A 12,611-nucleotide genomic window follows, 5' to 3' on the forward strand; every position below is an offset into this window, starting at 1 on the left:
GCCTACTCCGGCGATGCGAGGCTATGGTCAGACTGCGCCACCCTCCGGAAAGTGTATGGTATCCTGACTAAGCCTCGGCTTCATCCTCGTCATTGGCGACAAGACGCACGAATCTCGGATTTCGCTGATCGGGGTCTCGAGATTAACGGCCATCGGCTGCCCTCATTTGAGCGACGGATTTCAAGGCTGCCAAGATTGATCGGGCTTCGTTCATCTCGACGCCCTGCGGCAAAGGTCCTCCCGCTTCAATCGTCTCTTCCAACGCAATGACATATTGCGGAATTGGCATGCCAACCTCCTCGGCGATGGCGGAGCTGACTTCGTGGATCCGGGCGTCCAGTTCTTCGTCGGAAAGGTGCGCCAGGGGGTTATCCATTCCTGCGTGCTTTTCCAGCCGCTTCAGTCTGGTGGACAGAACATTGCTCATTGCTTTGCCAACCTTTCTTCCAGTGCTGCAACCCGCGCTGCGAGTTCGCTTGTCTCGATTGCCTTCCGGTGAGCCTCCAGCAACGTCACGATGGCGGCCCCTTCATCTGGCGAGATTTCGCCATCGGCCATTTGCCGAGTGACAGCCGCGATGGCGCCGGGAAGCTCATCAGCCTTGGCGACTTCAGGCAAATCGAACTGGAGCCGAGCACCCTTCCTGGCTGGCCAGATCCGATCCAGGATAGTCCGGGCGGCGGTCGCGTCACCGTCCTTCGCCTTTTCCACCATGGCCAAGACGATGGCTTCTGCCTCTCCTTCCCCTAGAGCATCCAAAGCGACGAGTACCTTGGAGCGCGAACCGGCACGGCGGCCGCTCGGGTTGCCCGATTGGCCGGGCTTGAAGCGCGTGTCTTTCGGCGGTTCCTTGTGTTGAACCATGCTCTGCTGTGCTCCTTGCTTTGGCAGGTCTCAATGCCGGGTGAAAGCGTTGGGCTGTGTTTCGCTCCGCGGGTACGAATTGCCGATGAACGCGGAGGCAATTGCAAGATAGCGCCCGCACTGGCTCATGAACTCGATCCCCATGGCCTTCCCGAAGCTGTTCTCGACGGATGCGATGGTCCAGAAGCGTTGTGCCATCAGTAGATAGCCGTGAGCATCAGCCAGCGTCTTGCACGGGGAGCTTTCGAGGAGGTTGATTGCAAAGGACAGGTCTTCGCTTACGTCCTCGCCGGCAAGTCCACGATCCGCCAATGCGAGAACCTGCTTTGCAATATCAGCGACCGACAAATTGAATTCGTCCGCCATCGGTGTCATTGTCTGCTCCTATTCAACAAATCGGGGCTTTCGTGCTTCTCCGGGTCGTTCAAGTTGCCTGCATCGTGGTCACGGCTGCCATCCTGTGGACCGTCGGCCGCGGGCTAATCGCTCTGTCCGATTGGGGAGGCGAAGGCTTCAGCTTGGGCTTCATAGTCGGCGCGGCCTTTGTCATCGCCATGTATGGTCTAATCTGCTGGATTGACCCGTCATCGCGCCCCCGCGGTTCCGCCGCCAAGCAAAATCGCTTTGGTGATGGCCTCGACTAGTGCGGGGTTTCCGCCACGGCGCTGAGCTTGGCTCAGAGCGTCCACGAGTCTCTCACGCCCCCCGGTGACAGCTTCTGCCAAAGACGCGCGCGAGGATTCGCGATAGGGGCCGAACAGACGCTCGGCAATTCGATCGGCCACTTTAACGCCGGCCGCTCTGGCCGCGCCTTTCATTCCCCCTGCGGCATAGGAGAGGCGCGACAGTGAATCATCGCCATCCGCTCCAATCTCTTTTATTGCTTGCTGCCGACCGGCCGTGGCGCTGTTACCAGTGGCGAATTCTCGCGTTGCAGCAAATGTCCGTTCCGCGTCGAGTACTCGGAACAAGCGGTCCGCCTTCTCCTGGCCGAACAGCGTTGTCAGCCGGGCGCGGTTCCAGTCGCCCTCCGTCTTGATCAAGCGATGGAGAGCCGCCACGTCATTCGCGTTGCTGCCAAGGATTCGGTCAATTTCGGCCCTGGCGCCCTGTCGAAGGCGTACGGGCGCGCCAGACGGGCCGATGAACATTCCCTCCGGCAATGCGCCGTCGGCTACCTCTTGGGCCAGCTCTGTGGGACGGGGGGAGGTTCGGCCGCTGTCGAGAACCGTCTGGCCGCGCGCAAGTGCTTCTCGCTGTCGCGCAAGCTCTGCGAACTGGCCGTCAACCTCCTTAAGGCCGGGAACCGAGCGTGAAAGGATTTCGTCAATCTGCCGGCGCGCTTCAGTAAGTGTCCGGATTACCTTCGGGTCGGCCTCGGTCGCCAGCATCCCGTCGATAGCCTGGCGCGTCTGAAACAGCGTTCCGGGGTTCGGATCCAGAACGTCGCTTCCATGGACGTTAAGCATGGACCGGACATCACGGGCGGCTTTCTGTGCCCCTCCGCGCAAGTTGACAACCTGGCTTTCCAAGTTCTCGGCAAGGGGCCTGGTATCGACCGCTCGCGCATCGTCGAACACCTGCAGGTATCGCGGCGATAGTTCGTCTTGGCTGGTACGGAGCGTGTCATCGAGCTGAGACGGCATGACATTCGGACCCATCGCATCATCAACGGCGGATTGAATGCGAGCATTGGCTCCGTCATGACGGGTGTCGAGGGCGGACCTGACAATTTGCTGTCCGCGGCCCGGTATGTTGGCGACGGCACCCGCATAGCCGCGCAGGTTCGGCCCGAGGTCGGCAAGCATCGCATCTGGGCCGAGTTCGTCGAGACGCGCTCGCAGGGTCGCATCGTCCAATCCGTCACGGCTTGCAGCATCAGCTAGGCGCCGAAGAGTTGCTGGTGTCGTTCCCGCTGCCTTGGCAACTCCACGATTGCCAAACCAATCCATGGCGGACTGAGCGCCCGCGCCAACGGCCTTCCCGACTGTCGGACCAATGAGGCCGAGACCACCGCCCCACATCATGCCATCTTGTATTGCCTTCGGGTTCCAATCGGAACGAGCACCGGAATCCGCCGCTCCGATTCCCGCTCCTGTTCCGGCCGACGCCAAGCTGCGCATGAACAACGACCCTGGCCCGGCACCAAAAGCTGCGGGCGCAGCCATGATCATCGGTATAGTTCCGCCAACGGCACCGGTGATGTTGCCGGCGGTCGTGATATACGGATGCTCCTCCTGCGCCGTGCTGGTCAGATCCTGCGCGGCACTCAGATTCTCGTCGTAGGATTTGCCGTTAATCAGCGAGGAAACGCCGGCCGCCCCGCGCTGAGCCGCACCGACGAGGTAGGGGCCTAGAACTGGCACGCCGCTAGTTGTGCTGCTGAGCGCTGCGCCAACGGCACCACTGCCGCCCTGCATGCGCTTGCTACGGTCTTCCTCTTCTAGGAGCGCAAGCCCTTCCTCATAGGAGAGGTGCTGGCCGCTCTTTTTCGGGATCAGATCGTCGAACATGCCCCCGCCGCGGAGTGGAGCGCTGTCGCCCCGGTTGCCGGGAATGAGGTCATCAAACATTCCAGCCATGATCAAAGGCCCTCTGGATCAATGCCGTTGTCGCGAAGGCGCTGAATGACAGCGTTTCTGTCGGCCCCCGCTGCGATAGCGCGACGCGCCTCCGACAAGGCTTCGCCCGTCCCGGTCTTGTAGGTCGGGCCAGCGTCGCGTCCCATGCTGTCGATGACAACCTGCCGATTGGCACGCTTCTGCTGCAGCACTTCCGGCGTGTCCCCAGGCTGGGGGAAGTACTGCTTGTTGGCGTTGTCAAACTCCTCGTCGGAGATGACCGCGCCGGACTCACGACGAAGCTGTGCATTGACGAAATCGCGCCGAGCCTGGTCGAACTTCTGGAAGTCTTCACTGACCATCCAGTTCTCCGCCACATCTGGAATCCACGGATTGCCGCGAACAAACTGGTCCCACGTGCCAAGCCCCGCTTTCTCCCGGTCGTTGATGATGGAACCAGAGGAATTCATGCGGTCGGCGAAGCCCATAGCCTTGCGCTCATCAAGCGTAACCTTGGGCTCGGTGATTTGATAGTTGCCGGGAGACGGCCGCGGCTGGCCGACCGACGCTGCATCGGGGGAAACCGGCTCGGGCTGTCCCCCACCAGCCGACTGCCCGAATACGCCCTGTGGTGTCAGGAAGAGAATTTCACCATTTGGGCCAGTAATGGTTTTGCCGGCGCCCAGCTGCTGCGCCTGAGCCGGCGTGAGCTGGCCAGAGTCCATCAGGCCGTTGAGCGCCTGGGCCTCTACCGAATTGCCCGAGAAGCGGAAGCTGCCAGTTCCGCCGCCTTGCTGAGGTGGGGTCAACCATTCTCGCTTGTTCGGGTCGTATATGCTCCCGCCGCCAGCATTTATAAGGGGCTCGCGCTTCGGCTGACGTGCCGCGTCAAGCTCGATCTGTGCCTTCTGCAGTTGAAGCTGCCGTAGCGGGTCGCTGGCCTGCATCTGCCGCTCTATGAGCATGTTGGCAAATGCCTTGTCTTCGTCCGATGACCAGGGATTGCTGGTAATCGCAAACAGCTCATCAAGCGAAGGGTATGCCTGTGCGATCTGCTGGGGCTGCGGAGCCTGCTGCACAGGCTGCACCGGGGCGAGCTGCGGCGCGGGGGGCACCTCGCGGCTCGGGAGCGGCGGCAGATTGGCGGCGGCCTGCTGCGGGGCATAGTTCGGCGCCGATACCATCGTGTCGACATAGCCGGAACCCGGTGCCTGCTGCTCGATCGCCGCGGCTGCGGGTGGCATGCCGGCGGACGGGTCGAGGGATGCCACCTCCGTCCCCTGCCCCTGAAACTGCGGCGCATAAGCGTTTGCGAACCCCATGCGCCGGCCAGCCTCGCCGCCGGGGCGATCGAAGCCGGCGAACCGCCAAGCGTTGTTCATCATCTGCTGCGCCTCTTCCGGCGACCTCGCGCTGTTCAGGCGGGCGATAAGCTGCGGGTCCTCCTGCATGAAGAACTCCGCCTGCGTCTGCGGCGAACCATTGCCCTGCTCGCCCTTCGAAGCCGCATAGCGCTGCAGTTTCGCCAGCCGCTCCGCACGCCACGACATAACGCCACCGGACGTGCCAGCCTGCCCGGACTCGGACGGATCGGACCATGTGCGGCCGGCATTGGCCGGAGACCAACCACTTTCCGCCCTGCCCGTCGCCGCAACGGCAGCAAGGCCGTTCGGGTTCGTCAGGCCGGCACTCTGCACCGTGCTCATGAACGGCTCGAAAGTGGAGCCGTTGCTGGAAACGTCCGGCGCAGGGCCAGTCGCCGCCATTTCGGACGCTGCGCCCGTCATCGGCATGTTTCCGGGCCCTGCGCCGAAGGTGTACCCGCCAGTAAGGCTGTTGGCGATACGCCCACGCAGCGCCGCGGCCTGATCGGAAGCCGACTTTCGGCCATCGCGCTCAGCTTTGTCCAATCGGCCACGCTCGATACCGCTAGCAATGCCCGTGAGGAGTGCGCCCACGCCCTGCCCCCAGTTCCGCGGCTGCTCCTGGCCCATAATCATTCGCGAGATGAGTTCCCGCCGACGCTTCAAGCTCTCAGGCGTTTCGCCCGTTGCCCCCCCGAAAATGTAACTGAACATCTAGTAAAGGCCCCCATTGTTGCCCGCGGTGAAGAAATTGCGGAGGCTGGTTGCGAATGATGGCTGAGCGCCCCCCGGTGCCTGCGGAAAAGCGGCATTGCGCCTTGCGTTCGCGGCAGCGATACCGGTCATAATCGCGCCAAGACCCTGCCCAACGTTCTGGGGAGTCCCCTGGCCTGAAATCATCGAGGCAATGCGTTTGCGAAGTTCGTCTCGGTCACCGCTCGGTTTGCCTTGGCCGAAGAGACCAAGCCGACCCAGCGGGTTTGCACCCATCGTCGGTGCGGGCGGAAAGTAGTTCTCGGGCTGATTGCCAAGCATCATCGGTCCCATCAGATGCCCATGCCTCCATTCAACGTTTTGAGGTCACCGGCCCGAAACAGTCCGGAGAATTGTCGGCCCTTCGATTTCAACTTTTCGGCTGCTGCTTGCAGTACGAATTCATTCGGTGTGACACCTTCGCGCCGGCACGCGTCGAATAGCGTTTCTCGAAAGTCGGTGGTGACCGTCGCACTACGAAGGAAAACCGCAGCGCGGCTAGTGCGAGCCTTTGCGTCCATTGTTTCGCTCATGGAAATCTCCTTTCCAGTTGCGCCGATTCTCGGTGATTTGCTGCAAGATAGGAATTGGACAACTTCGGACATTGCCAGTTTGCATTGTGCCTATGCTAGTCCGGCCATTTCGAAGTAGCGGGCGACCTCGGGGGATGATCGGTCTCCGTCGCGTAGCATTTCCAGGGCAGCGTAATCGCCTGCGAGGACCATATCCAAGGCCGGGCGGGACACCTCGATTGGAGCGGTACGCCCCGTGTTGCGGCCGATGCCATATTGCCGAACCCAACGCCTGATCGTCTTCTCGTTCCGTCGGGCATAGAAAGCAGCATCGCCAATGCGCATGATTTCTGACGGCAACATGAGGATGGGGACGGGCCGCTCAAGCATCTCCGACCTCCGAACCGCCGCGGAACAATGTCGGTATCAGCGAGTTTTTCCAATGCAGGTGTCTGAGCGGCGCGGTTGATTGTAGGCGGGACCTTACCGGCAATGATGGACCGGCTGGCAAAGCCTCTCTCGCGCCGCTCGATGCCGCCAACTCCAGCAATCGGACAGAGACATGAGTTTGCCATCCACCGACCCGATACCGGGGCAGCAGCCGTTCCCCATTCCAGAGGTTCCTCCGATCGATGTTCCGAACCCTCCTGTTGAAGAGCCGGAACCCGATCGATTGCCGGATGAAGATCCGGTTCCAAATCCTGACGAGAACCCTGAACCTGGAAAGCAGACCTAGCTTTGAAGGTGGGGGCAGATAGGGGCTCGACGTTGATGCTTGCTCCCTCTCCAAAGCAAAGGCTTCCTTGCTGCTCGGCACAACGTTGCGGCTCATCCCGCGAGTGACGGTCTCAAGGTCTTTGTCTTTTTCTCTGGTCTGGGTCTTGTCTCCAGTCTCTGTCTCCGTCTCCGGTCTCTTGTCTCCTGTATATCGGTACGGTCTCGATACCCTATCGATACGGTATCCCATTTCAGTGCCCTCCCTGCATGTAGCGCGTGCGGGTCAGGCGGCTGCCGGAGTAGTCGTCAAGACTGTGAACGCTTCCGCTAAGCGCTTCTTTCGCCGCAGTTTTCTCTTCTTGGGAGGTTGAAAACTCCGCCTCCGCGGCTTCCCTGATCTGATCGCTCTCGATCTCGGAGATCCGGCGCATAACGCCCGTCGCGTGCTTGGGGCCCATCGCAGGGTTAGCCTTGAACCAGCCGAGACAGAAGTACTCTTCCGTTTCGGAGTCGAAGGCCACCAGACCAGAGGCCAAGACCTCATCTCGTGCGGTCGTGAAGCGCTCCACGTCCCAGCCGAGGTCATTACAGGCGTAGAGGGTGGGGAGCCGATAGGCCCCCGCACTGTTTTGATGTTCGGACGCTACCAAGAACATGAAGGCAAGCTTGGCGTCCGACGATGGCAGCGACCGGAAACGCTTGTCGCGCCACATGGCAGGGGTGATTTTGGAGAACTCGCGCATTAGCCGAATGCCCTCCTCAATGTACGGAAGCGTTCAGCGATGGCGATTGCCTGGCATGCCTCCAGAGCTGAGAGGCCGAAGCGCTCTTTCAGGACAGGCACGGCCAGCCGCGGCGGTTCTGCCTGATCGGCAAGCCACATGGCTGCTGTCTGAACCTGGGGCGATGCCTCCCCCTGTACGGGGGAGATCTGAGTGTTGTGGGGAAGGTTGGTCATTCGGCACCTCGCAAGTGAGGTCCACCCTGATTGTGATAGGCTGCGAAAAGCCCATCAAATTCGAGGGGCATGTACTTGCTATGGGCGTCAGCAAAGGCGCGTACATAGGCTAAGTTGGCCGGACCTAGGCTCCACTCCTCTTCGTTCAGTTCGACATGCCCATTCTCGTGGTCGATGAACGCGCAGAAGCCTTGGGCCATCGGATGAGGAACGATGGTCACAATCCTGTCGCCATTTGCGGCGGCTTCGGTAGGTCGGTTCCCCACTCCAAACTTGTGGGAGTGCTTCACCATGCGAATTGCTGCGTCGTCGGGAAGGAAGACCTTCGCCAACTCCTCCAAATCGACCCAAAGGAAATCAGGCTCGTCATGTGGGGGAGAGAAGAACGATACCGGTTTGCCTTTGACATCGGCCGTGCCGAGGAAGCGGGCTTTCGTCAGGAATTGGGCTTTCACCATTATGCGGCCCTCCTGTCGCTGTCCTCGACAATTTCCACATCGGAGCGCAGGACGTATCGCGCATGAGTGCCGGCGAATGGCCCTCCGTGGCTCTCGTGGACGGTCTCGATCACGAAGCCGAAGCCGCGAAGCTTGAAGACGTAGTGCGACCAGCGGGGGCCGGGATGGTCGATAGGGGTGCACCCGGCTTTGCCAGCTTCGACAAGGTTTCGGAGGGCCCAGGCGTCGCGGCCTATAACCGTCACGGCCCGGCCGTCAGGAAGAATGCGGGCTGTGATGATGAGTTTCTGGGTCATGCTGCACCTCCGAGACCGGAGAGCCGGCAAATCGTCACGGCGTGCCAATAAGACACGCGGAACCGACGCATGACACAGCGCGCCGCCAGCATTTCCGATTGAGATTTTGGGGAGTTTTCGTTAGGGTTCTGGCTATCGATCGTCCTGCCAAGAACTTCGATAGCCAGAGCCCGGTTGGAGCTAGCGCGCTCCGCCGGGTTTGTCGTTTTCATGGTCGCCCCCTATGCCGCGGTCTTCAGCGTCGGGAGAGAACGAACGTAGGCGTCAAGCTCTTCGGTCAGGAGAAGAGTTCGCTTGCCAGCCTTGCGCGCGGTGAAATGGCCGTCACGGATAAGCTCGTAGAGCTTGGTGCGGCCAATGCCGCAATATTGGGTGGCATCGTCAACGGTGACAGAAACAGGCTTCATTGCGGATATGCTCCGCCGGAATGTTGAAGCGTCCGGGGGCGCATCCAAGATTGTTCGCTCTTGGACGCTCCCCATTATTCACATGCCGAAACCAAAAGCAGGGAAGCAAATACACAAAAAATAAGGAGCCTATTTGCTCCCCTATAGTCGGCCCTTTCGCTTCATGTGTGCCGCCAGCGCCGCCGCGCTGCTCACTGTAGGGCGTGATTCTTCCGGAAGCATCTGCAAAGCTGAGTAGAGGAAGGCGGGGAAAGGGGCGACGCTGTCATCGATCGATTTTATCGCGCCATGAGGAAGGCTATTCCGCTTCGCCCATGCCTTGGCGCTTTGCAAAAAAGCGCGGAAAGCGGCGCCGACCTCAAGACCGGCAGTGCCGTCGAACACCTCGTCCTGGCCGCCACCGTTGGAGATTGTCGACAAACATGCTGATAGCCGGATGGCGATTTCGGTGACCGTTGATGCCTTTAGGAGGAGGGCGACCGTCTGAGGCTCGCCTTCCTCATTGACGGTTGCCGGTATGGCAAATTGCGAAATCGTCGCGTCGAACCGTTCGCGGAATTCCTTCCATGTGTCATCCGAAACGCCACTGGGCGGAGTAAGCGACCCAAACGCAAAAGCGAAGAAGGGGCCAAGGGATTTTTCCGTTTCGGTCGCACACTTCTTCAAATCGGCAAGGCGCACTGCGGATCGTTCGAGCAATTCGCTCGACAGGTAATCGTTGCAAAGAGCCTCAAACTCATCCCTCGCCCCGAGAAGCACAGAAATTCCGAGATTGGCTTCAAGCGCGCGCCACTGGCCCGGGGAAAGTGCGACCGCTGGCGGCTCTCCGCTGTGTGATGCGTAGGGCAATCTTTCCCCGTATCGGGCCATCAGCGCCCTCCGAACTGAAGTACGTTGCCAGCGCCCTTGCTGGTGGCAAGAGATTTAGCCCACGCCTCCATCAGCTTGCGCCGCTTCGCCAACGCGTCGCTTCGCCGGTAGGCTTGTTCGGTCGCGTCTCCTACCGCATGGGCCAGCGCCGCCTCCGCCACTTCGCGAGGAAATGTTGTTCGGTCGCCAGCCCAGTCGCGGAAAGCTGAACGGAAGCCGTGAACTGTGTAGGCGTCGAACTTCAGCCGGCGCATCAGCATTGCCATCGCCATTCCCGACAGTGGCCTGTCCTTCTTTTGGCCCGGGAAGACAAGGGCGCCAGTGCGGACCTCGTGCAGAGGCGTTAGGATGTCGACCGCAGCTTGGGGAAGCGGAACCCGATGCTCCCGACCGGCCTTCATGCGTTCTTTGGGAACTGTCCAGATTTTAGCTTCAAGGTCGATTTCATCCCATACCGCTCCAAGCACTTCGCCGGATCGGGCGGCGGTGAGAATCAGGAACTCTAGCGCGCGAGCTGCCATAGCCTCGGATTTCCGGAGCTTGGCCACGAATGCGGGAACGCTGTCGAATTCCATCGCGGCATGGTGGCCGCGGGTGAGCTTCTGGCGCGCGGGCAGGATGCTTTTCAGGTGGCCACGCCAAAGGGCAGGATTCTCGCCGGAGCGCCAGCCCTTCACCTTTGCGAAGTCCAAGACGCGCTCGATTCGGCCGCGAAGGCGGGAGGCGGTTTCGCTCTTGGTCGTCCAGATCGGCTTTAACGCCTTCAAGACGTCTTCCGTGCCAATGTCCGAGACCTTCTTGCTAGCAAGGGGAACACAGTAGGTCGTCAGGGTCGTGCGCCACTGCGCCCGGTGCTTTTCGTTCCGCCACTGCTGTTCCATCGACTCAAGGAAACGATCTACGCAATCGGCAAAGGTCGGTTCAGCCTCTCTAGCCCTCTCGGCAATAGGGTCACGGCCATCAGCAACTGCCTCGCGGTACTCTGCAGCACGGGTCCTGGCTTTGGAAAGGGCGACTTCTGGATAAGCTCCTGCGCCCATCTCGCGGCGCTTTCCGTCCCTGGTCCACATGAACAGCCAAGACTTGGCGCCGTTCGGGGTCACGTTCAGATAGAGGCCGCCTCCATCGCTGTGTCGGCCCGCCTTAAGGCGAGGGGACTTGATGAAGACATCGGTAAGTTTGTTGAGTGTGCGCGCCAACCTTCCCCACTTCCTTCCCCACTTTGAAGTGGGGATGAACGTGAACATCTGTGAACACTATAAAACAGATGCCAGAGGAAAGGCCAGCGTTTCCCGGCGTTTCCCGGACAATACCGGACATTCCCGGATAAAGGTTTGGCGGACCCCCTCTCCGCCAAAAACTCCTTACAGGTCAATAGATTGCAACGTGACGGCTACACAGCGTGCGGAAGACCTCTTAGCGGCTCGCCGCTGCACATATTCCTTCCGCCACACCTCCGGCACTGAACGGCTCTGCCCTACAGTCAGCAATGGTCCATTAACCCATTGTGTTCAGTCTGCGTGCCTGTGCCTGCATTGCGGATGATCCGCCGATTTTCATTTTACTTTCATTGTCTTGTCTTTCCTCACTGAGTGATGGAACGGAATTGACCGGATCTCGGACCTCATGGACACGCAGAACATCATTTTCTATCTACCCTCGGCGATCTTCGTGATCCTTGCGTTCTTCTTTCTGCTCCTTTGGCGGCTCGGACTTTCCTCTTCCTGGCAATGGGCGGCGGGATTCGCGCAGACCGCATGCGGCTTTGCACTCTCGTCATTCCCGGTTGAACCAACTTTCGACCAGTTCGTCTCCGGCGTCTTCTATACCGGCGCGGCCTATTGTTACGGGAGCGCGATTCTCATCCATTTCGGGGAGGACAAGTGGCGGACGGTGCGGCGACCCGTGGTGCCGCACACTTATCTGGTCCTTGTCGAACCAAGTCTTCGACTGGACCTGTTTCTGATCGAGATGGTGTTTGCCTTTCTCCTGGGCTTTGCCGTGTGGAAGTGTGCGCCGAAGGCCAAGCCTGCGGCCGACCTGGCGCTCGTTGCCGCCGGTGCGCTTGTCGTCCTAGACTGTCTGATCCGAGGGATCGTGTTCACATTCGTCTTCAAGACCAGCGAAGCGATGTCCGACTTCCTGCACTCGGCCTACAATATGTCGGTGCATGTCACGACCATTACGGTGTGTCTGCTTTTCCCTTTGGGCGCAATTGCGGCGATGACTGCCGCTGCGATTGACCGGCATAGGCATACGGCTGGACGTGATCCATTGACCGGGCTTCTAAACCGCCGCGGTTTCAACGCGGCGGTCGAGGGCGCGGGCGACGCCGCCGGCCTGAGTGGTGCTGTCGTTCTCTGCGACATCGATCATTTCAAACAGATCAACGATACCTTCGGTCACACCGCGGGCGACCGTGTGATCATCGAAGTGGCCCACCGGCTCTCGCAACTGCAGGACGACCGCATGCATATCGCCCGGTTTGGCGGAGAAGAATTCGTTATTTTCATCGATAGCGCGCGCGAAGACGCCGCCGCTCACTGGGCAGAACGCGCCAGGCATCATCTGGCGACGTCCGACTGGTCCGCAGCGGGTATTGCCAGCCAGGTCACGGCAAGTTTCGGTGTGGCCGAAATAGGGCAGTCCCCGATTGACCCCGCCATCGAGCGCGCCGATCGTGCCCTCTATTTCGCCAAGGTAGCCGGTCGCAATCGCGTTGCATCAGCTTCATCCCTGCGCAGTGGCCGGCACGACTTTGTCGCGACAATGGGCGACATTGCGGCCCGCAGCATGATCGCTCCGGGATAGTCCTTGGCTTCCCTCCCGGGGCGTCCTACCCGTGATCGAC

The 12,611-nt window shown here is 60.5% G+C and carries 16 protein-coding genes; 1 reads left to right on the top strand and 15 read right to left on the bottom strand.

From position 1 onward, the window contains the following. Positions 1-142 precede the first annotated feature (142 nt). The 15 genes from OCK02_RS02105 to OCK02_RS02175 form a co-directional block, all read right to left on the bottom strand. Positions 143-427: a hypothetical protein gene (locus OCK02_RS02105; protein WP_263811586.1), complete on the bottom strand. Its 285-nt coding sequence runs from the start codon at positions 425-427 to the stop codon at positions 143-145. Further along, positions 424-864, bottom strand: coding sequence for a DUF5681 domain-containing protein (locus tag OCK02_RS02110; protein ID WP_263811587.1), 441 nt, complete (start codon positions 862-864; stop codon positions 424-426). Before OCK02_RS02110 ends, OCK02_RS02105 begins: the two co-directional genes overlap by 4 nt. A gap of 30 nt (positions 865-894) precedes the next feature. Beyond that, entirely contained in the window at positions 895-1,239 is a 345-nt protein-coding gene (locus OCK02_RS02115) for a hypothetical protein (protein ID WP_263811588.1), read from the bottom strand. 209 nt (positions 1,240-1,448) lie between these two features. After that, complete coding sequence (locus OCK02_RS02120; RefSeq protein ID WP_263811589.1) at positions 1,449-3,377, bottom strand: hypothetical protein; 1,929 nt, start codon at positions 3,375-3,377, stop codon at positions 1,449-1,451. Positions 3,378-3,448: 71 nt separating this feature from the next. Then, positions 3,449-5,503 carry a hypothetical protein gene (locus OCK02_RS02125; RefSeq protein ID WP_263811590.1) on the bottom strand — a complete coding sequence of 685 codons (2,055 nt, stop codon included), beginning with the start codon at positions 5,501-5,503 and terminating at the stop codon, positions 3,449-3,451. After that, positions 5,504-5,836, bottom strand: a complete 333-nt coding sequence (locus tag OCK02_RS02130; protein WP_263811591.1) for a hypothetical protein — start codon at positions 5,834-5,836, stop codon at positions 5,504-5,506. It lies immediately after the preceding gene. Next, on the bottom strand, positions 5,836-6,075 hold the full coding sequence (locus OCK02_RS02135) for a hypothetical protein (protein ID WP_263811592.1): 240 nt from the start codon (positions 6,073-6,075) through the stop codon (positions 5,836-5,838). The genes OCK02_RS02130 and OCK02_RS02135 overlap by 1 nt, the downstream gene beginning before the upstream one ends. Before the next feature lie 90 nt (positions 6,076-6,165). Continuing rightward, complete coding sequence (locus OCK02_RS02140; protein ID WP_263811593.1) at positions 6,166-6,444, bottom strand: hypothetical protein; 279 nt, start codon at positions 6,442-6,444, stop codon at positions 6,166-6,168. Between the two features lie 578 nt (positions 6,445-7,022). Beyond that, entirely contained in the window at positions 7,023-7,514 is a 492-nt protein-coding gene (locus OCK02_RS02145) for a hypothetical protein (RefSeq protein WP_263811594.1), read from the bottom strand. Next, positions 7,514-7,729 (bottom strand): hypothetical protein, encoded by a 216-nt coding sequence (locus OCK02_RS02150; RefSeq protein ID WP_263811595.1) that lies wholly within the window; start codon positions 7,727-7,729, stop codon positions 7,514-7,516. Before OCK02_RS02150 ends, OCK02_RS02145 begins: the two co-directional genes overlap by 1 nt. Next, on the bottom strand, positions 7,726-8,187 hold the full coding sequence (locus OCK02_RS02155; protein ID WP_263811596.1) for a hypothetical protein: 462 nt from the start codon (positions 8,185-8,187) through the stop codon (positions 7,726-7,728). The genes OCK02_RS02150 and OCK02_RS02155 overlap by 4 nt, the downstream gene beginning before the upstream one ends. Further along, positions 8,187-8,483: a hypothetical protein gene (locus OCK02_RS02160; protein ID WP_263811597.1), complete on the bottom strand. Its 297-nt coding sequence runs from the start codon at positions 8,481-8,483 to the stop codon at positions 8,187-8,189. Before OCK02_RS02160 ends, OCK02_RS02155 begins: the two co-directional genes overlap by 1 nt. A 221-nt stretch (positions 8,484-8,704) precedes the next feature. After that, positions 8,705-8,890, bottom strand: a complete 186-nt coding sequence (locus OCK02_RS02165) for a helix-turn-helix domain-containing protein (protein ID WP_263811598.1) — start codon at positions 8,888-8,890, stop codon at positions 8,705-8,707. Positions 8,891-9,031: 141 nt separating this feature from the next. Next, on the bottom strand, positions 9,032-9,760 hold the full coding sequence (locus OCK02_RS02170; RefSeq protein ID WP_263811599.1) for a hypothetical protein: 729 nt from the start codon (positions 9,758-9,760) through the stop codon (positions 9,032-9,034). Next, the gene (locus tag OCK02_RS02175; RefSeq protein WP_263811600.1) at positions 9,760-10,959 is read right to left on the bottom strand and encodes a tyrosine-type recombinase/integrase; all 1,200 of its coding nucleotides are present in this window, start codon (positions 10,957-10,959) and stop codon (positions 9,760-9,762) included. The genes OCK02_RS02170 and OCK02_RS02175 overlap by 1 nt, the downstream gene beginning before the upstream one ends. A gap of 427 nt (positions 10,960-11,386) precedes the next feature. Between OCK02_RS02175 and OCK02_RS02180 the strand changes: the two genes are divergently transcribed. Further along, positions 11,387-12,571, top strand: coding sequence for a GGDEF domain-containing protein (locus tag OCK02_RS02180; protein ID WP_263811601.1), 1,185 nt, complete (start codon positions 11,387-11,389; stop codon positions 12,569-12,571). Positions 12,572-12,611: the final 40 nt, after the last annotated feature.

The sequence above is a fragment of the Rhizobium sp. TRM96647 genome (assembly GCF_025780115.1).
In the GTDB taxonomy this organism is placed as follows: domain Bacteria; phylum Pseudomonadota; class Alphaproteobacteria; order Rhizobiales; family Rhizobiaceae; genus Mycoplana.